At 47.1% G+C, this 26,278-nt stretch carries 21 protein-coding genes and 1 pseudogene; 7 read left to right on the forward strand and 15 right to left on the reverse strand.

Annotation, left to right across the window (positions count from 1 at the left end):
* Positions 1-4: 4 nt before the first annotated feature.
* From HRU69_03840 to recG, 13 genes and pseudogenes are all read right to left on the reverse strand, one after another.
* Positions 5-1,765, reverse strand: a complete 1,761-nt coding sequence (locus tag HRU69_03840; GenBank protein QOI96673.1) for a CocE/NonD family hydrolase — start codon at positions 1,763-1,765, stop codon at positions 5-7.
* 100 nt (positions 1,766-1,865) lie between these two features.
* A complete protein-coding gene (locus HRU69_03845) occupies positions 1,866-5,027 on the reverse strand; it encodes a glycosyl hydrolase (protein ID QOI96674.1) in 3,162 nt (1,053 codons plus the stop codon).
* An 81-nt stretch (positions 5,028-5,108) separates the two neighbouring features.
* Complete coding sequence (gene hutF, locus HRU69_03850) at positions 5,109-6,548, reverse strand: formimidoylglutamate deiminase (protein ID QOI98816.1); 1,440 nt, start codon at positions 6,546-6,548, stop codon at positions 5,109-5,111.
* Positions 6,513-6,923: pseudogene (locus tag HRU69_03855) on the reverse strand (endonuclease domain-containing protein). The gene hutF and the pseudogene HRU69_03855 overlap by 36 nt, the downstream one beginning before the upstream one ends.
* Position 6,924: 1 nt before the next feature.
* Complete coding sequence (locus tag HRU69_03860) at positions 6,925-7,728, reverse strand: N-formylglutamate amidohydrolase (GenBank protein ID QOI96675.1); 804 nt, start codon at positions 7,726-7,728, stop codon at positions 6,925-6,927.
* 2 nt (positions 7,729-7,730) lie between these two features.
* Positions 7,731-8,006 (reverse strand): hypothetical protein, encoded by a 276-nt coding sequence (locus HRU69_03865; GenBank protein QOI96676.1) that lies wholly within the window; start codon positions 8,004-8,006, stop codon positions 7,731-7,733.
* Between the two features lie 7 nt (positions 8,007-8,013).
* Positions 8,014-8,268, reverse strand: coding sequence for a hypothetical protein (locus HRU69_03870; GenBank protein ID QOI96677.1), 255 nt, complete (start codon positions 8,266-8,268; stop codon positions 8,014-8,016).
* Positions 8,269-8,276: 8 nt separating this feature from the next.
* Positions 8,277-8,567, reverse strand: a complete 291-nt coding sequence (locus tag HRU69_03875) for a hypothetical protein (GenBank protein QOI96678.1) — start codon at positions 8,565-8,567, stop codon at positions 8,277-8,279.
* The gene (locus HRU69_03880) at positions 8,564-9,793 is read right to left on the reverse strand and encodes a glycoside hydrolase family 3 protein (GenBank protein ID QOI96679.1); all 1,230 of its coding nucleotides are present in this window, start codon (positions 9,791-9,793) and stop codon (positions 8,564-8,566) included. Before HRU69_03880 ends, HRU69_03875 begins: the two co-directional genes overlap by 4 nt.
* Positions 9,793-11,088, reverse strand: coding sequence for a D-alanyl-D-alanine carboxypeptidase (locus HRU69_03885; protein QOI96680.1), 1,296 nt, complete (start codon positions 11,086-11,088; stop codon positions 9,793-9,795). The genes HRU69_03880 and HRU69_03885 overlap by 1 nt, the downstream gene beginning before the upstream one ends.
* Positions 11,085-11,600 (reverse strand): DinB family protein, encoded by a 516-nt coding sequence (locus HRU69_03890; GenBank protein QOI96681.1) that lies wholly within the window; start codon positions 11,598-11,600, stop codon positions 11,085-11,087. The genes HRU69_03885 and HRU69_03890 overlap by 4 nt, the downstream gene beginning before the upstream one ends.
* A gap of 36 nt (positions 11,601-11,636) precedes the next feature.
* Complete coding sequence (locus HRU69_03895) at positions 11,637-14,285, reverse strand: hypothetical protein (protein QOI96682.1); 2,649 nt, start codon at positions 14,283-14,285, stop codon at positions 11,637-11,639.
* A 29-nt stretch (positions 14,286-14,314) separates the two neighbouring features.
* Positions 14,315-16,420, reverse strand: coding sequence for an ATP-dependent DNA helicase RecG (gene recG, locus HRU69_03900; protein ID QOI96683.1), 2,106 nt, complete (start codon positions 16,418-16,420; stop codon positions 14,315-14,317).
* A gap of 107 nt (positions 16,421-16,527) precedes the next feature.
* On the opposite strand from recG, the gene HRU69_03905 reads away from it, so the two are divergent.
* Positions 16,528-16,800, forward strand: a complete 273-nt coding sequence (locus HRU69_03905; protein QOI96684.1) for a hypothetical protein — start codon at positions 16,528-16,530, stop codon at positions 16,798-16,800.
* Here HRU69_03905 and HRU69_03910 read toward each other — a convergent pair.
* Both HRU69_03910 and HRU69_03915 read right to left on the reverse strand, forming a co-directional pair.
* Entirely contained in the window at positions 16,797-17,192 is a 396-nt protein-coding gene (locus tag HRU69_03910) for a VOC family protein (protein ID QOI96685.1), read from the reverse strand. The genes HRU69_03905 and HRU69_03910 overlap by 4 nt on opposite strands.
* Positions 17,189-18,148 (reverse strand): nitronate monooxygenase, encoded by a 960-nt coding sequence (locus HRU69_03915; GenBank protein ID QOI96686.1) that lies wholly within the window; start codon positions 18,146-18,148, stop codon positions 17,189-17,191. Before HRU69_03915 ends, HRU69_03910 begins: the two co-directional genes overlap by 4 nt.
* A 353-nt stretch (positions 18,149-18,501) precedes the next feature.
* On the opposite strand from HRU69_03915, the gene HRU69_03920 reads away from it, so the two are divergent.
* The 6 genes from HRU69_03920 (at position 18,502) to polA (ending at position 26,265) form a co-directional block, all read left to right on the forward strand.
* Positions 18,502-18,975: a TlpA family protein disulfide reductase gene (locus HRU69_03920; protein QOI96687.1), complete on the forward strand. Its 474-nt coding sequence runs from the start codon at positions 18,502-18,504 to the stop codon at positions 18,973-18,975.
* A 26-nt stretch (positions 18,976-19,001) separates the two neighbouring features.
* Positions 19,002-19,610: a thioredoxin family protein gene (locus tag HRU69_03925; protein QOI96688.1), complete on the forward strand. Its 609-nt coding sequence runs from the start codon at positions 19,002-19,004 to the stop codon at positions 19,608-19,610.
* 35 nt (positions 19,611-19,645) lie between these two features.
* Positions 19,646-20,068, forward strand: coding sequence for a hypothetical protein (locus tag HRU69_03930; protein QOI96689.1), 423 nt, complete (start codon positions 19,646-19,648; stop codon positions 20,066-20,068).
* A 66-nt stretch (positions 20,069-20,134) separates the two neighbouring features.
* Positions 20,135-21,898 carry a DUF4153 domain-containing protein gene (locus tag HRU69_03935; protein QOI96690.1) on the forward strand — a complete coding sequence of 588 codons (1,764 nt, stop codon included), beginning with the start codon at positions 20,135-20,137 and terminating at the stop codon, positions 21,896-21,898.
* Positions 21,899-21,981: 83 nt separating this feature from the next.
* The gene (locus HRU69_03940) at positions 21,982-23,511 is read left to right on the forward strand and encodes an alkaline phosphatase D family protein (protein QOI96691.1); all 1,530 of its coding nucleotides are present in this window, start codon (positions 21,982-21,984) and stop codon (positions 23,509-23,511) included.
* 39 nt (positions 23,512-23,550) lie between these two features.
* Entirely contained in the window at positions 23,551-26,265 is a 2,715-nt protein-coding gene (polA, locus tag HRU69_03945) for a DNA polymerase I (protein ID QOI96692.1), read from the forward strand.
* The last annotated feature ends 13 nt before the right edge of the window (positions 26,266-26,278 follow it).

Consider the following 26,278-nt stretch of genomic DNA (forward strand, 5'->3'; position numbering starts at 1 on the left):
AAAATTACTTCGAAACTACCGGCAACACTAACCGCGAAGAGAAATTCATTTCGTGAAATATTTTTTGCTGAGCCGGTTGAAGATTCTTCTCACTGGCTATTTCCGTTCCGGTACCAGGGTTTGGATCATAATGTGGCGCCTTGCTGCTGGTAATCTGCAAGCGGATTCGATGGCCTTTCTTAAAAACATTGGCGGTATATAAGGAGCCGATTCTGATTGGATAAACTTTTCCCGGTTCCATCAATTCCTGTTTATCGAATCCGTTACGGTAGCGCATGCGCAGATAACCGGCATCCAGTCCGGATAAATTAATCGAACGACCATCGGGATATACATCGCACAAGGTTATGGAAAAATCGGTGTCGCGGGCCGATGAACTTACAAACAACTCAGCAATAACTTCACCTACCACTTCAAGATCTTCCGTTAACGGATCGGATGTATACACAAGTACATCCTTGCGCGATTCTATTTCACGTTGATCATATGGGTACGACTTCTCGTACGATTTATCCCACAATGGATTTGCCGGGTCAAAAACGTAGGCATCACTTTTTTCTTTTCCGGGCACTGACAGGCTCAACCGGCCATCTGACTTATCTGCTCCTGCATTGCCCTGGCTGTGCAAATAAAAAGCAACCGGTTTCACTCCGGGCAAGGGCCACTGTTGTTCATGACGCCACTTATTTTCACCCATTACAAAAATATTCACGGGCGCTAATGCATCCCCGGAGTGTTTGTCTTTCAACGTTATGTCATACCACTCCAGCAGCGCCTGGTTGTAATCGAAACCGGCTGAGGGACCGAAATCAATTTCTCCAAAACGAGTTTTGCGGGTTGTAACGGTGGTGTGATTCCACGGTCCTAAGATGAGTTTGGTGTGTTCACGGGCTGCCTTTGCTTCGCTTTCTTTCATGATTTTATTGTATGCCCGTATAGCTCCCTCCGGCCCATAGGCAGCATCATACCAACCGCTGAGTAAAAAGACCGGGGCCTGAATTTTTTTGAAGTCATTCTGAATCTCCACAAACGACCACCACGCAGAGGAATCCGGGTGAGCCAGCCATTCATAATACTCCGGTGCATATTTTTTCAGTAAAGGCAATTCCATCAGCGGTCGGTAGCCATACCACTTTTGCTTACCCTTTTGCCACTCTTCTTCGGCAACATCATCGCTCCATGTTCCCGATGTATCGTTAGCCCGCTGGCGTTTGTCGGGAATAATTAACGTTGTAAACCAATCAAGCCAGGGAAACGAGAACGCACCACCATAGTAAAAAAAATGATGGCTGCCGATGGGTGTCATTTCCGGTGCGGCCGCTTTCAACGAGGGTGGCGCCTGCGAAAGCGCCTGCCACTGCACAATACCCGGGTAAGAGCCGCCATACGTACCCACCTTGCCGTTACAAAATTCATATCGGGCAGCCCACTCAATCACATCATAACCGTCCTGCTTTTCATTTTTATAAGCTACAAATTCTCCTTCGCTCGAATACCTGCCTCTAACATCCACCAGGAAAACAACATAGCCGTGCTTAGCCGCCTTTAACGGAAATTCGGCATAGCCATCATAATTCTGAGCTCCGTAAGGCGTCCGGTAAACAATGGCCGGGAATCTTTCATTTTGATCAGGCCGGTAAACAATGGCACCCAGTTTAACGCCATCGCGCATGGGTACCTGTATTTGCTCGCGGACCACATTAAATGTGTGTTGAGCGCTTATTGAATTTACTGCCAGAAAAAATAAAAGAACTATATATCGCACGATTAAATATGGGATTCGTTGAGTTGGTAATGCCGGGTAAAAATAAGGAAGGACTCCTCCCGGAATCCCTCCATCATCAGAATATTTATTGCTTCAGTATTTAATTCGTTATAACAGCCGGGATATTAAATTCCTTATACTGTTTGTTGTAATTAGCAATGTCGGTGCTGATTAGCCGGTTCATTTGTTCTTTATAGGCGCTCCACTGCTTTTCCAAATCCGTAAACCGATCGCGGGCGCCTTGGGTTACCCGCGGGTCGTGGGTATCCGCTACGGCACGTACGGCAAAGAATTCGGTGTTGAGCTTGCTCGGAAAATTGATTACATCCTGAAAGTTTTTCTGTTTGGTTTGCACTACGTTCTCCTCCCATTTGTCAATTTTTTTAATCAATTCCTTTCCGGATGTTACCACATCTTTTGCTTCGGCACGGTCTTTCAGCAGGTCGTTGTAGTTTTCAATCTGCTTTTTCACTTTGCGCATGGTGTTAACAGCCGCACTGATTTCGGCCAGGCGGGCTTCAACCTGCTCCATAAACTGTTGCTGTGCAGCCCAATCAGCCGGAGAAACTTTCAGGTTGGGGTCCTGCGTAATTTCAAAATCAACTTCCGATGTTTCTCCTTTGTAGGTAATCCGCGCCTTGTACTTTCCGGGTGCCACACGGTGGCCGCGGTAATCGCCATACACATAGGCGTTATCAATAGCCGGCAGCGTTTCGGTTCTGAAATCCCACGCAAACCGGTTTACACCGGCTTCTGAAGGTATAACTGCCGGTTCGGGCGGTCCTCCGGGAAAACGTTTAAAGTTCTCATCCTTTTTGTTGGTAAAACTTCTGATCTTTTTACCACCCGCATCCAGTATCTCCAGCCGGACGGTATTTGTATCGGCCTTCTCTTTCAGGTAGTAATCCAGCACCACACCGTCCATCGGGTTCATGCCCAGGCCGGGAATATTGCCCATCCATTCCGGAATGGTGATAGCCGGATACCGTACCGTAGGCTTCGGCTGGTAGAGTTTTACTGCACTGCTTCCAAAATTTCCTTTCGCTTGCTGAATCGCGCTGAGGTCGTCCAGAATCCAGAACGAACGGCCCGCAGTGGAAGCAACAAGATCATTTCCCTGAATAATCAAATCGGTTACGGGAACAACCGGCAGATTAAGTTGCAACTTGTTCCAGTTCGCTCCGCCATTAAACGAAACATAAAAGCCGCGCTCAGCGCCTGCATACAGCAGGTCTTTAACTTTTTTGTCCTCGCGTATCACTTTAATGAAATCATCGGCATCCACACCGGTGCTGATTTTCGTCCACGACTTACCGTAGTCGGTGGTTTTGTACGTCATGTTGGAATAGTCGTTGAACTTGTAGCGCGATGCCGAAATGTAGGCCGTTGCTTTATCGTGTGGTGAAACTTCTATGGAATGAATCATGCACTCCGGTAAACCGGCAGGCGTAATGTTCTGCCAACTCGCTCCTCCGTCTTTGCTAATATGTACCAGGCCGCAGTCGCTGCCGGCATACAGCACGCCTTTTTCATGTACGGATTCAATGAGGTAGTAAATGGTATTATAGTTCTCTCCGCCCGCTCCTTCATTTGTAATAGGTCCGCCTCCCTGTTGCTGTTTGGTGGTATCGTTTCGGGTAAGGTCGGGGCTAATCACCTGCCAGTTTATTCCTCCGTTGGTCGTTTTAAACACCACGTTGGATGCGTGGTAAATTGTAGTCGGATCGTGCGGAGAGGCAATTAACGGAGCATTCCAGTTAAACCGGTATTTCATGTCTTTGGCGCGGTAGGCCAGGTTGGTGGACGGATACTGCATAATATCCTTGCGCTCGTTGGTGCGTGTATCAAGTACATCAATATTGCCCTGGTAGCAGCCGCCATACATCAGCACCGGGTTGTTCGGGTCGAAGGCGATGTAAGCGCTTTCGCAGCCGGGTCCTTCAAACCAGTCCTGCCCGGTAATGCCAAAACTGTTGTTCCGGCTTTTGATGACCATCGAGGTATTATCCTGCTGCCCGCCATAAACCCGGAACGGAAAAAGATTATCAACGTTTACGCGGTAAAATTGTGCAGTTGGCTGATTGTTTAATGGCGACCAGCTTCTGCCTCCGTTAAAGGTTACTTCGCCTCCGCCATCGTCACCCAAAATCATATTCTGGTTGTTGTTGGGGTTAATCCAAAGGTCATGCGTATCGCCATGGCCCACGCGAACATTCTGAAAGGTTCTTCCGCCATCAATGGATTTCATCATCGGTGCATTAAGTACATACACCACATCGGCATTTTGCGGATCGGCAAACACTTCCATGTAATACCACGAGCGTGAAGTAATGTTCTGATCGCTGGAAAGGTGATTCCATTTTTTTCCTCCATCATCCGACCGGTACAATCCGTCTTTACCCTTTTCTGCTTCCACAATGGCATATACCCGGTTTGGATTGGCCGGTGAAACCGAAACCCCGATTTTACCCATCAGTTTGGGCAGGCCTTCATTGATCTTCGTCCACGTATCACCCCCATCGGTTGATTTCCAGATGGAACATCCTGCTCCACCGCTTTCTACCTTCCAGGGGTACCTGCGGTGTTGCCAGGTGGCGGCATACAGAATGCGCGGATTGGTTTTATCCATAGACAGCGATGAAGCGCCTGTGTTCTCATCCACATACAATACTTTTTTCCAGGTGGCACCACCATCGGTTGACTTGTAAATTCCCCGGTCGGAACCAGGCCCGTGCACGGGGCCTTGCGCAGCTACGTAAACAATATCCGGATTGGTGGGATGAATAACCACATCGGAGATGTGGCGCGTTTTTTCCAAACCCATGTTCTTCCAGGTTTTTCCTCCGTCAACCGATTTATACACACCGTCACCATACGATGTCATTACACCCCGCACGGCATGTTCGCCCATGCCCACGTAAATCACATTCGGGTCGGCCTCGCTTACCGCGATGTCGCCTACCGAACCGGTTTTGAAAAAACCATCCGAAATGTTTCGCCATTCAATACCTGCATCCGTTGTCTTCCAGAGACCACCGCCCGTGTAACCGGTGTAGTAAACCTGGTCATTCCCTACCACACCCGAAACGGCATTGGAGCGGCCGCCCCGGAACGGCCCGATGTTGCGCCACTTCAGGCCTTTGTATAAATCGGCATTGAACGCAGGTGCCGGAACTGCAGCTGATGGTTTTGATTTCTGCGCAATGGATACCGGTGGCAACACGAATAATGTGCACACCAATAGGGTAAAAATTCTTTTCATATGGTTGGATTTAGAGGCGGAGAAGTACGGAATTTTTTTCCGGTTCGCCAATTATCTTTTACCCTTGCTATCAAAAGATGATCAGCGGTTTTTTAACTCCTTCATGGCGTTGGAAAAAGCCGTTTTGATGACATGCCCGTTTTGATGATGCTGATTCTTTACCACCCATTTTCCGTTAATGATAGTACCCAGGTTGCGGCTTGAATCGGACGTGTACAGAATTGACGGTAAAAGATTGTCCTTTGAAGTGTCGGCAAAGAGATGGCTGCCGGCATTGATAACCAGCGCATCAAGCGGCTGGCCAACTTCAAAATGCCCGGATGTGTTGCAGCCCATAGCCAGCCGGCCCCGCATGACCGACTCTGAAATAAAATAATGAGCCGCGTTACCGCTTACCGTATTGCGCTTGTTGGTAACCAGGCGCTGGCGGTAGTCAATCATCCGGAATTCTTCAAACGGGTTTAACCCGATGTGGCTGTCGGTGCCGATGCACCAATGCCCGCCCAGGTTTACATACTCCTTCATCCTGAAAATGCCATCGCCCAGGTTACCTTCGGTTGACGGGCACAACACTACATTGGCTTTTGACGCTGCTAATCGTTTTAATTCATCATCATTCAAATGCGTGGAGTGCACGAGGTTGAACCGCTCATTTACCGGCAGGTTATCGAGCACCCATTGCATGGGGCGCTTGTTGCAGAAGGCGAGGCAATCTTCAACTTCCTTTTTTTGTTCAGCGACATGCAGGTGAAACGGAATGGTTGATGGTCCTTGCTGATGGGTTTTGATAATATCATTCAGATCAACTGCCCGTAACGAGTGTACACTAAAGCCCAGTGAAGCATGCTGAAAATCTTTTATCGCAGCAGCACTGTCATCCAACAAATGAAAATAATCATCAATTGTTTTCGAGATAAACCGCCTCTGCCGTGGCTGTGGCTCCAGTCCGAACCCGCCCTTCTGATAAAAAACCGGAATGAGCGTTATTTTGATTCCGGCTGCTAAAGCGGCTTCTACCATCCGTTCGCCCATCTCGGCCAGGTTCGCATACGGTTTTCCGCTTTTATCATGATGGAGATAATGAAACTCGGCTACATGCGTGTACCCCTGCCTTACCATTTCAGCATAAAGCATGGCGGCAATAGCCTGGGCCTGTTCCGGATTGACCAGCAGCGCACATTTGTACATTTCTTCGCGCCAGGTCCAGAAGTCGTCATCCGTTCCTGTGGGATGGTTCTCGGCAAGGCCGGCCATAGCATATTGAAAGGCGTGCGAATGAGCATTCTGAAATCCGGGTAGGGCCAAACCATTAACCGCTTCAATGGCTACCGGAGTTTGCGGTGGTTCGGATGACAGGTAAAAAACACAGCCGGACTGATCCACACCCACATAAGCGGGACTAATCCAGCCGGAGGATTGGAGGAGGGCGTTGAAGCGGAAGAATTTACCCTCACCCCCACCCCTCTCCCTTGGGAGAGGGGTGCCCGAAGGGCGGGGTGAGGGCCCTACCCGCTCTTTCAACTTCTCTGCAATCTTTTCCAAAACCTTCTCTGTTTGACTAATTACTTCCTCATTCGAAAACCGTATTACCTCAATTCCAAAATTATTCAAATAGGCGGTGCGTTCTTCATCATACTTTACCTGTTTCATCTTGCGATGAACAGGCCCATCAACCTCTACACCAAGTCTGCCTGCTTCGCAGTAAAAATCAAGAATGTACTTCTGAATAGGCTGTTGCCTCCGGAACTTAAACCCATTTAAATTCCTGCTTCTTAAAAAATTCCAAAGGATTTTCTCTGCTTCAGTAGACTCTCTTCGCAACTGCCGTGCATTTGCCAGCAACCCATCGGGCACCTTTTCCCGCGGCCATTGCCACTTCTGATAATCCTTGCTCATCTTACCTGCTCAACTGCTCAGCTAATGCAGCCAATGTTTTCAATAGTATCCTCTTGATCCGGTTTGCCCTCGATTCATCGTAATGCTTCTCGGTATCATCCATGTAATTTACCTTACTCATCTCCAGTTGCAGGGCATGCTGGTCATCGGCAGGCTTACCGAAAAACCGTGTAATGTAACCACCTTTAAACGGGTAATTATGACTAACAGAGTAGCCGTTGCCCTCCAGGTTTTTAATGGCTGTTTCAATCAGCCCGGGTGAGGCGGAAGTGCCATCGGCATCACCCAGAATCAAATCGGGAAATTTTTCTTTGTGAATGGTGGGCACATGCTGACGAATGGAGTGGCAATCCCACAGCAGCACGTTTCCGAATTCTTGTTTCAGGTTATTGAGTAATTCCTGAAGTTTATTGTGATATGGGCGATAATACGCCTCTATCCGCCTCCTTATCTCCTTATCCTCTACAACTTTTCGGTCATCCCTGTAAATTGGCTCACCGAAAAAAGTTGTGGTGGGGCACAGCGTGGTAATGATTCTCCCATCGGAGTAAAGTGGTTTGTCGTTCGGGTTGCGGTTTAAATCAATAACCCAGCGGCTATACACAGCATGGATAAGCGTAATGCCCATGGCCGGGGCAAAATTATACAAGCGGTGAACAAACCAGTCGGTATCGTCAGGGGCGAAAGCAAGTTTTGGGTTGAATTCATTCTTTAATTCATCCGGAAATGCCGTTCCGCAGTGCGGTACGCTAAGCAGGATGGGCACACGCCCGGATGCAGGTTCAATAACCTGATAAGAACTCATGGCTATCTCCCCGATTTCTTTTTCTGCGCTTCTTCCAGCGCTTTTATGGCTACATCGCGTTGTCGATTCGCTTCCTGTAGTGCCCTCTCTAAGGCCTCCTTCATTTTTTCGATGCGCTCACCGGCTTCCTCAGCATCCACAATGGCTTCTTCGTATTTTGCTTTCCATTCCGCGGTTTCACGTTCAAGTTTGCTGGCCTTGCTGTAACTGTATATACCGAAAGCAAGTGAAAGGATGGTAACGCCTGCCAATATGGTGGTAACGAATTTTGAATTCATAGAAGTATTATTTCTTTGTTGATTTCTTTTGAACTTCCTCAATAGCCTGTTGTGCAGTTGCCTTTTCCTTTTCAAGCGCTGCCCTCAGTTTGGCTGCCTCCATGCGGGCGGCTTCGGCTTCCTGTTGCAGTGTTTTAATTTGGCGGTACAGGTCTTCCACTTTTGCCCGCTGCACTTCGGCCTCGTGCCTTTGCGAGTAGCCATAATAAATGCACAGCCCTGCAATCAAAAACATAACAATAGCCCTGATTTTATCTTTCATAGCGTTGACTATTTTAATTTTTTGGCTTCGGCTGCTTCAAGCCTTTCAACAGCCTTCCGGTAATTTTCTTCAACCCGCTGGCGTTCGGCCTCGGCAATACCTTGCTGCAGGGCTGCCTCTTTTTTCAATACCTCAAGTTGCATTTCTAATTGATTAACCCGAACACGCATTGCATCAGCCTCATTTTTTTTGATAATAGCATATACGAGCATCAAAAGAGAAAATACCGTTGCCAACCCAAAAGCAAGTGCAGTAGCACGTGCCCTCCGTAACTGAACTTTTGCTGGTTCGCCCTTCACTTTTTCCGTTTCTTTTTGCTCTCCTGCTTCCCGGCCACCTCAATTAAAGCCTCTTCAGCTTGTCTCAATCTTTCCTGGTTAAATAGCAACAGGCTGTCCTTTTCAGCAAGTTGTGCCTGCAACTGCGCCAGTTCATCACCATAATAACGCTCAGCTTCTCCACCCAGCTTTCGCTTAAGTGTTACTATCCTCCTGAACGATTCATCAATCCGCGAAACGGGTATGGTTCCATCCAGAACGAAATTACGAATTATTGCATGCACTTTGTCAACCGTGTGCTCCCGGCTTCCATGGATGTTGTTGGTAAAACAAAGAATATCAACCCCGGCCAGTATGGCCAGTTTAATGGATTCCTCAAATGTATAATGTTTGGAAATGGCGTGCATCTGCATGTCGTCTGAAAACACAACCCCATCATACCGCAGCCCTCTGCGAAGCAACCCGTTAATAATTTTGGGCGACAACGTGGCCGGGAGTTTATCCTGATCCAACCGTCCGTTAACAATGTGGGCGGTCATCACGGCATCAACCATTCCGTTCTGAATCAGTTTGATATACGGAGTGAGTTCCTGTTCCATCCACGTGTTGGTAATGTCAGTCATGTCCAAATGGGTATCGGTTTTTGAACTGCCGTGTCCCGGAAAGTGCTTGAGCGCAGTGAACACCCCCAGCTTCCGGTGTTCACTGATGAATGCTTCGGCATATAGCGCAACCGAGTCGGCATTTTTTGAAAACGCACGCTCTACTTTGGCAATGATGGGGTTATCAGGGTTTGAGGCCAAATCCACCACCGGTGCAAAATTCATGTTTATGCCCAGGCCGGCCAGCGTGGCGGCAGTAATCTCACTATAAAACTTTACCGAATCGAGTTTTGATTTGCCCAGCGTTGCTGCTGATACCGAGCGTGGAAATCCGTACTTCTCTTTAAGCCGGTTAACGCGCCCGCCCTCCTGATCGATGGCAATGAATAACGGTATGGGTGCGGCCTGCTGATAGGTCCATGTGATTTTCTTCAGATTCAGATAAGAATTTTTTACCGGAATGTTTTTTTCAAAAATGATTACTGAGCCAACCTTTCCTTGCCGGACAGATTCAAGCAGTTGCGGATCTACCTCGGCTTTCGGAAAACCGGTTAAAATCATCTGCCCGATTTTTATATCGAGACTGTCTTGCGTGTAGGCAGTTGTACTCACGACTATGAGCAGAATGATCAACCGGTTTTTCATCAGTAATTATCGCGAATGCGTTTTAATATGCTTTCCATTTCCCTGCGCAACTCAGCAACAGGTGCCGTAAAGTTATTATTCATAAAACTGAAAATAAGCGTACGACCCTTTTTTGTGATAAGATAACCACTTAGCGAATGGTTATTGCTCAGTGTGCCGGTTTTCCCGTAAATGTAGGGTACATCGGCCTTGTACCAGTTTCGCAGCGTTCCGGTTCGGCCGCCAGCGGCCAGCAACCTAAAAAGTCGGTCGTGTTCTGCTTCCGCATAAATCTTTTCCCACAGCGTTACAATGCTTCGCGGGGTAAACAGGTTATACCGCGATAAGCCCGAACCATCAACCCATACCGGTTTGTCGGGCAGGTCTGTCAGCCGATTCTGTTTCATGTAACGAATGGTTATCTCCGGTTGGAGCGTATCGCTAAGAAGCTGCGAGCACATCAGCAGCAGTTGTTCAGCGATGAAGTTATCGCTCTGCTGCATCATCGTTTTCAGCAAACTATCCGTGGGCACCGAAAACAATGTTTTCATTTCGCCCGCATACGGCCGGGAAAGGATCCGAACCTGCCGTTTCAGCGTATCGCTCAATAAATCGGTTACCAATACTGCGCTGGATTTAAAGGGAACTTCCCACTTTTCGGTAGCGCGATGATTCCTGCCCGGAAAGTAGTCTATCCGGTTCGAGCCGATCTCACGCGAAATTTCTGATCGTTGCGTGCTGTCGGCCAGCCAGAAGTATTTTTTAAAGTAGGCCGGTGATACAGAAAGTTTTTTGCCGGCATCGCGACTCACTACAAAAAAATTGCCGTACACCGGAAAGGCCGATCGCTCCACCGAATAACTGTACAAATAATCGCTCCAGGCCCAGCCGGGGCCAAGTGGTGAGGTGTTGAAGAGGCTCTCCGAATAGTAAATGTCGTGCGGTGTGTTTTTCAGAAAATCGTAGGCAACGGAATTCGAGAACGTATAGGGATAGAGAAAGGAAGGATCGCCTGTGCCTGCTATTATTAATGAATCGCCTCGCTGGATGTACCGCAAACCCGGCACCGAATCACCCAATATTGAGAGTGTAGCATAAAAGGTAAAAATTTTGGTATTGGAGGCGGGAGTAAAGTAACGCTCACCGTTATAAGAAAACAAGGTTTTCTTCTTCGCGGGGTCATACAAAACAAACCCGGCATGATGCTGAAACTTTTGCTCCGTTGACCTGAATTTTCTGGTGAGTTGATTTTTTGAAACAGACGAACACCCTATTGCTACCCAGGCCATTACTGAAGTGATAATCAGTCTTCTCATTTCAAATAACGCTCAATAAGAATGTTCCGGTGGTGCACTTCGTGCCCGGCAATTACGTAACCCAGGTTGATAACGGATATCAGGTTGTTGTTGGCTTTGCCGGAGCGTCTAAGCATTTCGGGCGTAAAACTTTCGAATAAGTCAATTGTTGAAACGCGCAATCTTTTAAACTCATCGGCCATTTGGTTCAGTGTGCGGCTGTGGGCATTGGCATGCGGGGCATACTGCGCTTCATCAAACCCTGGCAACTCAGTCTGGTCGTTGCGCGCAAAGCGAAGCGCGCGGTAGGCAAAAATCCGTTCGGCATCAAGCATATGGCAAAGCAATTCTTTAATAGTCCACTTATCCGGTGCATACCGGTAATCGCCTTTTGCTTCGGGTATCGAGCGGATGAGTTTATCGGTGGCAGCAATCGTAGTACGCAGGGCGTCCATCACATCCAGGTTGCTGACATTGGCTACATAGCCCTGGTAAAATGGAGGCAGCGTTGCCGGGTCTGGTGAAGTCTTCATGCCGGAAATTATACAAAAACTCCATTCTCTGATATGTTATTCAGCTATTCTCTTTTCAATGGATCGCAGCATAAACCTCCGGAGAAAGCCTTCGACCGGAAGGATAACAAAGGCAATGCCTACCTGAACAACAAATTCAACAACCGGCCCGCCACCGGTAGCAAAGGTTGAACCGGCAATGGTTTGAATAAACTCGATGAGAATAATTATGGAAAGCAGCGAAAGCACACGGCTCACAAAACGATACCGGTTACTGAGCCGGAAGGACGCAAACACCAGCAGCGTAAACACGGCAAACTCCAACGCGTAAAACCAGGGGCGCTTCCAGTAAGGCGGCAATACGCGGATGCGCACCGGCTCCATGTCGGCAATCCTTCCAAATATGTCTTTCGATTGAACGGCTAATGAATAATCGCCCGGAGGAAGGTATGGAAAATCAATCCGGTTGTTTGAAACCGACCAGCCCGACCAGTCATCGTTCAGGCCATTCATCTGGTAGCGGTATTCCACAGCATGTCCGCCAATGTAATCGGGTTTAACCACCTCCACCCGAACGGAATTATTATCCTGATCAAGCCTTAGAAAACTGGCACGGGTAAACGAAGTGTTGTTTTGTTCGATCCACTTCAGCAGCAACGGATAAGTCGTTTCAACCGGCAGGATGCGGGCTGTGTTGAAGTGCACCAATTCGTTATTGCCGGTAATCAGCCAGAGGTTTTCACCGTTGGCATCGGTAGTCATGTACCGGATATCCTGAAGCAGGTTAAGCAGCCTTATTTTTTGCTGATCGGCACTGCCCAGCACGTACCAGTTGTGCTCATCGCGGAACCAAAGCTTGCTGCCGGCTGCAAAACTTACCAGCGGACGCTCCAGCGTGTCGATGTGAACCAGTTGTCGGCCTGGTTCATCAAAGCTGTAAAAGCCTGCAGATGTGGCAAACATAACCTGTCCCTGATTAACATTACCAAGCACCCAATCATATGCCGTCAACTCGAAATCCAATGCCAGGAGTGGGGCCTTACCCGAAAGTGAAACGCGATAAATCCGGTCGATACCGCAGAACCAAAGGGCCGCTCCGGGTTCTTCAAAAACGTAGCTTACCGGATTATCAATAGTGCTGATTAGACTATCTTCTTTCCATGTGTTCTTATCAAGGCCAATGCAGTGCAGTTTGTCATCGTAAGTAGAAACAATCAGCGAAGCAAGGTTATCGGATGCAAAAAGAAATCGAACCGGGTCTTCAATTATCGGCCGGACGGTTTTATCATTAATTTCAAAAGCCCCGCTAAGCCCCGAAGCAATAAGCCTTCCCTTCCACACTGCAAGGCCGGTAACTTTAGAGTCAATTCCTTCAACGCGTTTATACTGATAATGCGAAGCGCGCAAAATGCGCTTTACGCGCTTTTCCCTTTTATAGCGAACCTTTTGTGAGGCAGCCGGCCTTTGCTGATCGACTGGTTGCTGTACGGTTTCAGTTTGTGTTTTTTTCTTTCGCAGAAACCCGAATAATCCACCCTTTTCTTTCGGCTGCTGCTTTACTTCAACCGGACCAGGAGTTTTTTTTATCGCCTCCGATTTGCCCGTCTGCTTAACCGGAACATCTACGTAGTAAATCAGTTCCTCATAAAAATCTTCCCGCTCAAGGCTGTACAGCCCGAGTGACGTGCCCACATATACTTTTCCGTTAACACGTTTGGCGCACAACAAATTACCCTGTAAACCCTGGTAATACCGGAATGACCGGAAGGGAAGAAACGGTGCGATGCGCGTAAAGCCATAGGCATGCGCTACCCATATATTTTGGTTTTTGTCGCAGGCAATGGCATAAATTTCATTATCGGGTAAACCCGTTGAGTAATTAATAATTTGCTCGGTTGCACCTGTTTTTGGATTGATGAACAGCACTCCGCCACGCAGCGTTCCCAATGCAACCAGATCAGCAGTAACCCAGGTTGCATTTACAATTACACTGGCCGATGCGTATGCGGCATCGGCCAAAACAATCTCACGCGGTTTAAGATTTTTACCATACAGGTAAATGCGGCTATCGGATGTACCAAGCAAATACGTATCGCCAAAGCGTTTGGCAAAAATCAAGGTAATGCTATCGGTTTCAAAAATAGTTCGTGGTTCTACCCGGTTATCTGCCAACGTACCGGTTATTTCGGCATCTGAACTTACCAATACCTGGCCGAACACTTCATTGAGGGCAATCCACCCTGTGTTGGTTGAGGCAACCAGGTTTACAGAGTCATTCTGGTATCGAAAAATATTACGGTCATTCAAAAAATACAAGGTCTCATCTGCTGTGTTGACCTGAAAGGAGAAAGCCGCCTGGGGATCTTCATAAACCGGCTGATAGGTTTCCAGGCCCGGGTCGTTAAGGTTTATCCGGCCAAATCCTTTCGAACCCGCAACGTACAGCAAGTCATCGTTAACCAGAGCGAGTGAATAAGCGGCCCCATTGGTGCGAATCTGATCCCAACTCCGGCCATCAAAGCGGAGCACACCGCGCTGCGTGGCAAAATAAAACAGGCCACGCTTGTCCTGCACGATGTCATAGCAAACTGTATTGCTTCTGTCTTGTTCGGGAGAAAAATGCGAAAGAAAATAGCTGCCGGTTTGAGCCAGCGAGATGGCCGAAAAAAGAATACCCGCCAAAAAAAGCCACCGCTTCGTTACCATACAGAAAACCAAAGTTAAAAAATCCCGGATTAGCTGATTCGGCTCCAGTTGGTAGAGGCATGCTGAAACAAAGCGACCTGATTCCGAATCAGTCGGTTTTCGGGCTTTGTCAATTCAGGATCATGCTTTAAAACAGCAAGGGCTGTCTCCCGTGCGGTTTGTAACAGGTTGCCGTCTTTGCTTAAATCAGCTATCAGTAAATCAAGAATGCCGCTTTGCTGCGTGCCCATCAAGTCGCCTGGTCCGCGTAACTGCAAATCAACCTCGGCAATTTCAAAGCCGTTGTTGGTACGCACCATGGTGTCAATGCGCTTTTTCGATTCAGCTGTAAGTTTAAAGTCAGTCATCAGCAGGCAGTAGGATTGCTCAGCTCCCCTGCCCACCCGCCCGCGTAGTTGATGTAACTGCGATAGCCCAAACCGTTCGGCATTTTCAATCACCATAACCGAAGCATTGGGTACATCCACACCCACTTCTATTACCGTAGTGGCAACCATTATCTTCGTTTCGCCTTTTACAAACCGCCTCATTTCATACTCTTTGGCTTCCGGCTTCATTTTGCCATGCACAATACTTACGGCAACATCCGGAAACGCGCGGCATACGCTTTCATAGCCGTCCATCAGGTGCTTTAAGTCAAGTTTTTCCGATTCATCTATCAGCGGATAAACAATATATACCTGCCTGCCCTTATCCATTTGTTCTTTCAAAAATCCGTTTACCTGCAGCCGGTGCGAATCAAACCGATGAATTGTTTTGACGGGCTTTCTGCCGGCAGGCAATTCATCTATTACCGATACATCCAAATCGCCATACAACGTCATAGCCAGCGTTCGCGGAATAGGCGTGGCTGTCATCACGAGTACATGCGGAAGGATGTCCGCATTTTTTTCCCAGAGTTTTGATCGCTGGGCAACACCAAACCGATGCTGTTCATCCACAACGGCCAGGCCAAGTTTATTAAACCTCACTTCATCTTCAATAAGCGCATGAGTGCCAATCAGTATTTTCAATGATCCGCTTTCCAGGCCGGCATGGATAGATGTGCGATCGGATTTCTTTATTGAACCGGTAAGAAGCGCAATGCTGATTCCCATCCGGTCAGCATAGCGTTTCAGATTACTGAAGTGTTGCTGAGCAAGAATTTCAGTTGGAGCCATCAACGCACATTGCGCACCGCCACCAATGGCAATGAGCATGCACACAAACGCAACGATGGTTTTACCGCTGCCTACATCGCCTTGCAATAACCGGTTCATCTGCTTGCCGGATTTCATATCGGTATAGATTTCGCGGATTACTTTTTTTTGGGCATTGGTTAACGGAAACGGCAGGTACTCGTTATAAAAAAGGGTTACCAGGGCAGCATCATTAAACACATAGCCCCGCGATTTCTCCTGCCTGACCAACCTGAGCATTAACAATCTCAATTGAATGTAAAACAACTCTTCAAACTTGAGGCGGTGACTGGCCTGGGCGAGGAGATTATGATTTTGCGGAAAATGGATGTTGATTAACGCAGTGCGCTTATCCATCAGGTTATGCTGTTGCAGGAGTTTATCCGGAAGCGTTTCACGTATTTTATCTTTAGCCAGGATAAGAAGTTCACGTTGCAGTTTCGAAATGGCTTTACTGTCGAGATATTTTAACCGCAGCTTATCGGTAAGCGGGTAGACGGGTTGGAGGTACCCGGTTTTTGTGTTGGCTTCTGTTTGAGGCTCAAATTCAGGATGGGCGATACTGAATTTTTTTCCGTACCGCACGGGCGAACCAAATACCACGTATTTAACACCCGCTTTAATTTTCTCCTGAACCCACCGTATTCCCTGAAACCACACCAGCTCCATCTTTCCGGTTTCGTCTTCGGCATAGGCCACCAACCTGCGTTTGCCTCCGCCTCCAGCTATTTCCTTGCCGGTTATTTTAACAACCAATTGTACTGCGGGCATCTCTTCAGTAAGTTCTGCAACTTTGTAAAACCGGGTGCGGTCCTCATAGCGAAACGGGTAATGCTGAAGGAGATCGGCAAATGTAAAGATGGAGAGTTCTTTATTCAGCAGGGCTGCTCGTTGCGGACCTACGCCTTTCAGGTATTCAACCGGTGTTTCAAAAAACCTCCTGGGGTCAGCCTCCATGCTAATGAATTTAACGGAAAGTTAATGGAGCGCAGAGATTAAACCATTGTTGTGCTGTTCTGTCTATCTTACGGGTTACTATCTTTGGAGTTCAGTAATTCACGTCTATGAAAGTTGGCCCTCAATCGTATCGTGGAATTGAGTTTGTATGCCTGGACGATTTGCCTTCCAGTCAGCAAATGCTGTTAAGCAGTTCACCCGATTTCCCGGAGCGCATCAAAATCCTCATCGACAACAAGACCGTTGAGAATTGTATTCAGTACAAAGACTACGAACAGTGGTTTTATGCTGTGTATAAGCGTTCGGTTGCCCCGCCCGAAAGCCTGAACAGGCAAACGGCCAAGAGTATGGGGGTAAAACTTGCCTTTGATAAAGCTTAACCAGGCCAGATGCCCGTATCGGGAACTATTTCCAATACATTGCCTTCGGAGTCTTCAAAATAAAACGACTCTTTGCCGCTTTGCCATACCACTTTGTCGGTAATTGTTATTCCTTTCGAGACAATCCATGCCTTGGCGTGTTCATACTCCTGTTCGCTTACTTCAAACGCCACGTGTTGCTTGCCTCCGCCATAATGGGGTGGCGGACTGGATTTTGATTTTGAATCATCAGGATTGAACAGTAATAATACCGAAGTGCCGGCTTTAAAGAAGGCGTGTTTTCCGGGTATATACGTAATCAGTGGAAGTTGAAGCACCGACTCATAAAAACTCTTAGCCCGTTCCAGGTTAACAACATACAGGCAGGTCTCTTTTATCTGTTTAAAATTCATTGGCTGGCCGGCTTGCACAAGGTTTTTTTTAAGGTGAGATACTCAGTCCACATGGCGTTTAAAATTTCGGCTGCCGGCTTAATCTCCTTAATCGCAGCGGCCACCTGGCCTATTTCCAGTTCGCCCTCGTCCAGGTCGCCTTCAAACATGCCCTTTTTTGCGCGGGCACGACCCAAAAGTTTTTTTAATTCATCGGCCGATGCGCCCCGCTGTTCGGCTTCGGCCACCTGCTGGTAAAATTTATTTTTGATTAGCCGTACGGGCGTTATTTGCTTTAAGGTAAGGATGGTGTCGCCTTCGCCTGCTTCGACAATTTTTCGTTTAAAATTTTCATGAAGCGATGCTTCAACACTTGCAGCAAACCGGCTGCCCACCTGTACGCCCTCGGCACCCAGTGCTTCGGCCGCCAGTATACCGCGCCCATCAGCAATGCCTCCGGCAGCCAGCAGCGGTATGGAAACCGCATCGCGCACCAGCGGAATCAACACAAAGGTGGTTGTTTCCTCCCGGCCGTTGTGGCCTCCAGCTTCAAAACCCTCAGCAACAACCGCATCCACACCGGCCTGTTCGGCCTTACGTGCAAACTTTACACTTGAAACCACATGAACTACCGTAATGCCCTTGTCTTTCAAGTAGGAGGTCCAGGCTGCAGGATTGCCCGCGGAAGTAAAAACGATGCGTACTCCTTCTTCAATAATGATGGAAACCAGTTTATCAATATCAGGATACAGCAGGGGTACATTTACTCCAAAAGGTTTTGTGGTTGCCAACTTGCACTTCTGTATGTGCTCGCGAAGCACATCAGGGTACATCGATCCGGCTCCCAGCAAACCTAATCCGCCCGCATTGCTAACAGCCGAAGCCAACCTCCATCCGCTTGTCCATACCATACCGGCCTGGATTACGGGTACATCAATATTAAATAACTGTGTAACCCGGTTATTGTATTGCTCCATGTGGCTGAAAATACCAAAAGACCGCTGAAATGATGGTGTATCATTCTGAATATCTGAATCTTATTTAAACAAAGAGCCTTCAGATACCCGGATTTAGTTGTCCACAAAGAAATGATTGATTTTATGTTGTATAATTAACTGTAAATCAATTGTTTAACTGTAAACATTCCGGTAATGTGGACAACTGCTCTTTTTTGTGGATTTCTTTTTGGCAGATTTTACACCATTTCTAAGTACCTGAATTTTAGGCATTTTGCCGTTCATCAAATTGTGTGGAAATAACCCGGCCAAACATCAGCCTTGTCATTATTAAATTGGGAACAACTTTTGCCCAATAGCCGTTTTTGAACCTGATGAAAACCACCTTACTACCTCTACTGCTTACCGTAACACTGGCCGCCAGCGGCCAAAATGCCCCTCTTATTAAACTGCCTCAGTTGCAGCAAATGATGACCCGGAAGGGCGACCATATACAGGTTATTAATTTTTGGGCTACCTGGTGTGCCCCCTGTGTAAAGGAAATACCACTATTTGAAAAACTGGGGCAGGAACGCGCGGATGTTAAAATAACCCTGGTGAGTATGGACCTGGATCTGGATCCAAACCCGGAAAAAGTTTACCGGTTTATTGCCAGGAAAAAACTCCGGTCGGAAGTGGTGATACTGGACGAAAAAGACCCGAACAGCTACATTAACCAGATTGATAAGAACTGGTCGGGGGCTATTCCGGCCACCATCATCATCAACAGTCGTACCGGTAAAAGAAAATTTGTTGAAAAAGAACTTCACGAAGGAGAACTTGAAAAACTTATTGCTGAAGTAGAATAAACCGTTAAACCAAAAACCAAGTAGATATGATCAAAACATTGCTTACTGCCGTTGCTTGTGTAGCGCTGTTAACAGCCGGTGCCCCGGTTAAATCAGGATACGATGTTGGCGATAAAGTAGCCGACTTTAAACTGAAAAATGTGGATGGAAAGATGGTGGCGCTCTCCGATTACAAGAATGCCAAAGGTATTATTGTAATTTTTGATTGCAACACCTGCCCGTATTCACAAAAGTATAATGATAGAATTATAAACTTGAGCAGAATTTACTCGAAGAAAGACTTCAACCTCATAACAATACAGCCAAATGATCCCAAAATTTCTCCCGGAGATTCCTATGACAAAATGAAAGAGTTAGCAAATAGGAAAGATTATGATTTTCCATATTTGTTTGATGAAACCCAACAAGTAGCAAGAGCATTTGGTGCAACTAATACCCCCCAAGCCTTTATACTTAAACGTAGCGGTAATGATTTTATAGTAGCTTACATCGGAGCGATAGACGATAATGCTAAAGATGCTTCAGCAGTAACCAACAAGTACGTGGAAAATGCAGTCAATGCTTTGCTAACTGGAAAAGAACCAGAAGTAACCAAAACTAAGGTTTTAGGTTGCACTATTAAGTGGAGAGAATAAAGGTTTTAAATTTCGGACTTAAAACCTAACTGTATATGAGAAAATACTTGTTTATTTCTACATTAATCCTTTTATCATGTAATGATAATATTGAGCAGTTTAAAGACATTGAAATAATTAGAAATGCCGTGGTTGATGTTGATAAGTACTACAGTTCTAATGAAGCTAAGTCTGCAAGCATTGGCCAAATGCATTCTAAAATATACCAAATATCTCAAATTCACGATGTAAAAATCATACCATTAACATATGCTCAGTACCTAGATTTTTATTACAATTGGAATTCTCTTAGAGTCCAATCATGCAGCGGTCAGCCCGTTTCTATTGAGGTGGTCGATGAAGGAAATGGTTGCATAGGAATTGTACGGAAGTATTCTGATTATTCCGCATCAATAACAAGCTATTGTTTTAGTAATGGCTCCGTGTCAGCGATTGGAACAACTTGTTATTCTGAATAGGAAAATTGTTGACACATTAATACAAAACCCCGCTTAGGTTGCGGGGTTTTGTATTACCCTCTTGCTATGAAACTCCCTTCTTTTCAAACCCTGCTTGGCGGATTTTTTGTAGTTGCCAGGCGATTTCCCCTTGAACTGGCGGCCGCGCTGGCAGGTACGGTAAGCGCCATGTTACTTTTTGAAGAGGCTTATCCTGAAAATCAGGAACAACTCATCCTGTTGTTGTTATGCAGCAACCTGGCACTTACGCTGTTTTTATCGGTTTCTGTTTTTACGGAGTCGAGTCAGCTTGCCTCAGCCGGTCGATTAGCCTTAAAGCTCGCTGGTGTTGTTGTAATGATTATTATATTCTTTTCACTGGAGCCGATTTCAGATGAAACCAACATCTTTCGTATTGCATTTTTGGTTCTGGCTTTTCACCTCCTGGTGTCATTCGCACCAGTTGTTTTCAGGGGCTCAGTGGAAGGTTTCTGGGAGTATAATATGCGTATATTCATACGCATTCTTACAGCGGGGTTGTATAGCACTGTGCTTTATGCCGGCTTAGCGATAGCTTTACTTAGTGCGGATGCCTTGTTTGATCTTAAAATCAGGTCCGAAATTTACGGCCATTTATTTGCCATCATATTCGGACTATTCAACACGGCTTTTTTTCTGGCCGGCTTCCCTTCCGATTGGAAGAACCTGGAAGAGCCACAGCCTTATCCGAAAGGATTAAAAATCTTTACCCAGTATGTGCTTATACCACTGGCCACGGTTTACCTGGCAATTCTACTGGCCTACGAGGGGAAACTGGTAATAGAATGGTCACTACCAAAAGGATTGGTAGCAACACTGGTGTTGGGCTATGCCGTTTATGGCATGTTGTCCATCCTGCTGGTACACCCGGTACGGTTTGACCAGGGCAATCGGTGGATAATGACTTTTTCGAAATTTTTTTACCTTCTGCTCATCCCGCTGATTATCCTTTTAGGTTCAGCTGTATATCTTCGGGTTAATCAATACGGTGTAACTGAAAGCCGCTATGTTCTCATTGTGCTAAGCTTTTGGCTTACCGGTGTTACCCTCTATTTTCTTTCCAGCCGGTTGCAAAACATAAAGGTTATACCCGTTAGCCTGTTTGTGGTGGCATTACTGGCTGCCTGGGGGCCGCAAAGTGCTTCGGCTGTTTCCAAACAATCGCAACTGAAGCGCCTGTTTTCATTTTTTGAACAAAAAAGTTCAGTCATAAACGGTAAACTTGTACCGCTTACCAATACCTCCGGAAGCGGAGAGGCAACAGAAATACTCCGTTACCTGGTTAACCGGCACGGCCCCGGAGCGCTCCGCGGATATTTACAGGTAGATCCCGATTCACTTACCCGTTCGGCCGATACACTCAAGTATCGCTACGCGCGGGAGTATGAGCGCTTTGAACTGCTCAGACGGTACCTTAAACTGCAATACAGTTATGAAACGGCTGAAGAGATTCATTACTATTCAGCCGAGACCACTACTGGCGACAGTCTTTCTATTTCGGGCTATCGGCATTTGGTTAAGGTGCAATATCCTGTTTACTATACCGATGCTCCCTATACATGGAATGTTGATGAAACCCGGTTCAGCCTTAACGGAAAATCTTACCAGGCAACATTTGATCTTCGTCCTGTAGCCGAACAGGTTGTGAATAAATGTACAGGCGAGGTTCGCTACATCAAAGTGCCGGTGGGCGAACTTTATTGCATGGACGAAACAACCGGCCACCGGCTGATTATTGAGTACCTGAGTTTTCGGCTGGATAACGGGAAGCCCGAAATCCAGAATTTTAATGGTGTTCTGTTGCTGCGATAACAGTGTTGGAATTTAATTAAGTTTTAATCACCTCATAGTTTTGTGGCAACCTTGCTACATTAGCTTTCGGAAAATTAATTGTTATGCGTAACCTCACCAGCCTGGTCGTTTTAATTTTCATTTTTGGATGCTCCCCCAAAAAAGAAACCTATCCCGTATTAAAAGAATCCGTATCGGGCTTGTATGAACCTGCGCTGGCGCCCTTCTATCACGGTGTGGCATCAGGAGATCCGCTAGCCGATCGGGTAGTTATCTGGACGCGCGTAACGCCACCTGATTCATTACCAAAGATTTCGGTTACCTGGGAAGTTTCAACCGACAAGGAATTTGCATCAATTATTAAATCAGATACCCTTAGTACTTCACCCGCACGCGATTATACCGTAAAAGTTGATGTAACCGGTTTGACTCCCGATAGGTACTACTACTATCGCTTTAAAACATTAAATGCCACCTCGCCAACCGGGCGAACCAAAACCACACCAACGGGCACACGCGACAGCCTTGTGTTTGCCGTGGTGAGCTGCAGCAACTGGGAGTGGGGCTACTTCAACGCGTACGCCAGCATTGCCGATAAAAATGTGGATGCCGTATTACACCTGGGCGATTACATTTATGAATATGGCGTTGGGCGTTACGGTGATACAACCATTGGCCGTTTTAATTTACCACCATATGAAATTGTTTCATTGCAGGATTACCGCACCCGTCATTCACAATACCGGCTCGATGCCGGCCTACGCGCCATGAGTGCGGCCCATCCGCTCATCGCCATCTGGGATGACCATGAAGTTGCCAATAATTCTTATAAATCAGGCGCACAGAATCATCAACCCGATAAAGAAGGCGATTATCTTGCAAGAAGGGATGCTGCCCGCAAAGCATATTACGAATGGATACCCATCCGCGAAAGCGATAAACACTACCGGTCGTTTTCATTCGGCCAGCTGGCCAAACTGATTATGCTTGATGAACGCCTCGAAGGTCGCGATGAACCTCCGGCAACGCCCGAAGAAGCACAACAACAGCGATCCATGCTCGGAGAAGAACAACTACAGTGGCTGCTCGATAACCTGAAAACCGATGCCCACTGGAAAATAATCGGCAACCAGGTTATCTTTTCGGATGTTGATTTGCGGTCCGTCTATCCGAAAATGCCGCGCAATCTTGATTCGTGGGACGGCTACCTGACGGAAAAAGAACAAATCAAGAAATTTATTCTTGCCAATAAACTTAAGGACATCGTCTTTGTTACAGGCGATACGCATGCCGCCTGGGGTATAGAGGTGGCTACCGATGTAAGCAAAACCTATAACCCGAAAACTTCAGCTGGTGCTTTTGCGGTAGAGTTTGGCGCTACCAGTGTAACCTCGGCTAACGATAATGAATACAAAAGCACCGATACAGTAAAGATGATGGAGAGGGTTATGCTGGCCAATAATCCGCACATCAAATACCTCAACGATCGCGACCACGGCTACTTGCTGGTAACACTAAAACCGGATAAAGCAAAAGCAGAATACTATTTTATGGAAACGCTTCGCCAGCCCGATAAGCGCGAACGGCTTGAAAAAACACTGGAGGTGAAAAGCGGGGCTACCAAACTTAACTGAATCCTTCCTATTATGGCAGGGGTTTCCTAAGTTGCCCTCATGGCTGAAACGAAAAAACTTTTCCTTCTGGATGCGTATGCCCTTATTTACCGGGCTCATTTTGCCTTTACCAAAACCCCGCGCATCAATTCAAAAGGAATAAACACCTCGGTACCGTTTGGTTTCACCAATACGCTGCTGGAAGTCATCCAAAAACAAAAGCCCACCCATATTGGCGTTGCTTTCGATACGGCAGCCCCGACTTTCCGCGATGAAATTTTTGAAGACTACAAAGCTACCCGGCAGGAAACTCCGGAGGATATCCGGTACGGACTGCCAAAAGTAAAGGAGATCATCAGGGGTTTTAACATACCCATTCTTGAACTTGACGGTTATGAAGCCGATGATATCATCGGCACCCTGGCCAAGCAAGCTGCCAAAAAAGGCTTCGAGGTGTACATGATGACGCCTGACAAGGATTTCGGCCAGTTGGTTACCGACAAAATAAAACTGTACAAACCCGCGTACATGGGCAATGCGGTGGACGTGCTGGGACCGAAAGAAGTTTGCGAAAAATGGGACATCCGTGAGGTATCTCAGGTTATTGATATGCTGGGCTTGCAGGGCGACAGTTCCGATAACATTCCGGGTATTCCGGGTGTCGGGCCAAAAACTGCAGCAACCTTGCTGAAACAATACGGCAGTATCGAAAACATTTTAAAGCATACGCACGAACTGAAAGGCAGGCAAAATGAATTGTTTGAACAGTATGGCGAGCAGGCCCTGCTCTCGAAAAAACTGGCTACCATCATAACCGATGTGCCCGTAGAGTTCAACCCGAAAGAACTGGAGTACTCCGGGCCCAATCCTGAAATCCTCAAACCAATTTTCCAGGAACTGGAGTTTAAAACTATCATGGCCAGAGTGTTTAATGAGCCGGTTTCATCACCTGTTAAGCCGGTGGGCGCCCAGCTTTCCATGTTTGGTGGCAGGACAGCGCCAGCCGCTGAAGAAATGGATGACGAGTCCACTGTACACGAACCGGACTCAATAACAACAGGCACGATTGCCACTACAAGCGTTGAAGAAACAAGTAACACGAAATCCGTTGTTGATGCGCTTAAAAAAGCAAAAACTTTTTCGGTTGAAGCAATAACCAACAAGGATGAATTGCAGGCCCTTGCATTTTCGTGGCAGCAAGGCAAAGCTGTGGTTGTGCCAGTGGATGCTGACAAAACGCTCGCTACGCTGGAGTTAATACTTGGTGATTCAGCCTTGTTGAAATGCGGTCATAATCTGAAGGCCACCGTTTTGGCATTAAAATCGGCTGGTAAAAATTTAGCGGGCCCGCTTTTCGACACATTGATAGCCCATTACCTGGTTGAACCCGAATCGGCACACGATTTAGCTACACTTGCAGGGTTCTATCTCAAGACTCAACTTCATGACGAAACACAGGCAACGAACGAACAACTCGCTGCAGAAAGAACTGACATAACGTTACAACTTAAAAGCAAACTGGAGGCCGACCTGAAAGCACGCGGGCACACCAAACTGATGGAGGATGTTGAAATGCCGTTGCTTGAAGTATTGGCCTCCATGGAATACGAAGGTGTTAACCTGGATACCGATGCACTGGCCGTGATGTCGGATGAGTTGCGTAACGCCAGCGAAAAGTTGCAGATGGAGATTTACAAACTGGCCGGTGGTGAATTTAATATTAACTCACCAAAGCAGTTAGGTGAACTGCTGTTTGAAAAACTGAAACTTGGCGATAAGCCAAAAAAAACCAAAACAGGCCAATACGCAACCGGTGAAGATGTGCTGCTTAAACTGGCCGGTGAGCACGACATCGTGAAAAAGATACTCGACTTCCGCGAATACGAAAAACTTCGATCTACGTATGTGGATGCACTGCCTAAACTAATCAGCCCGCGTGACAGCCGCATTCACACCGATTACCGGCAGGCCGTGGCAGCAACAGGAAGGTTGAGTTCCAACAACCCCAACCTTCAGAATATTCCCATCCGCACAGAAAAAGGAAGGCAAATACGCAAGGCGTTTATTCCACGTGACAAAAATTACCTGTTCATGTCGGCCGATTATTCGCAGATTGAATTGCGCATTGCCGCTTCGTTTGCCAAAGACCAAACCATGATTGACGCCTTCCGCAACAAGCGCGACATCCACACCACTACGGCTGCAAAAGTTTTTAAAGTGCCCATTGAAAGCGTAACGCCCGATATGAGGCGCAAAGCCAAAGAGGTGAACTTCGGGATTTTATACGGCAGCACGGCCTTTGGCCTTTCGCAGAACCTGAACATACCGCGCTCGGAAGCCACCGAAATCATTCAGTCGTACTTCCATGAATTCCCGGCCATTAAGCAATACATGGACAACGCCATTCTGAAGGCCCGTGAACTGGAATATGTGGAAACCATTTTAGGCCGGAGGCGCTACCTGCGAGACATTAATTCACGCAATATCGCTACACGCGGCTTTGCCGAACGCAACGCCATCAACGCGCCCATACAGGGCAGCGCTGCCGATATCATTAAAGTGGCCATGGTGAACATCCACCGTTGGCTGCAAAAAGAAAAACTGAAAACGAAAATGATCATGCAGGTACACGATGAACTCGTGTTCGACCTGCATAAAGACGAGGTGGATGTGGTAAAAGAAAATGTGGTGGCGCTGATGAAAAATGCCGTTCAGTTGGAAGTGCCCATGGAAGTGGAGGTGGGCATCGGCAAAAACTGGCTGGAGGCGCATTAGGAGTTTCTTGTAA

The organism is Flammeovirgaceae bacterium (assembly GCA_015180985.1).
Taxonomy (GTDB): Bacteria; Bacteroidota; Bacteroidia; order Cytophagales; family Cyclobacteriaceae; genus UBA2336.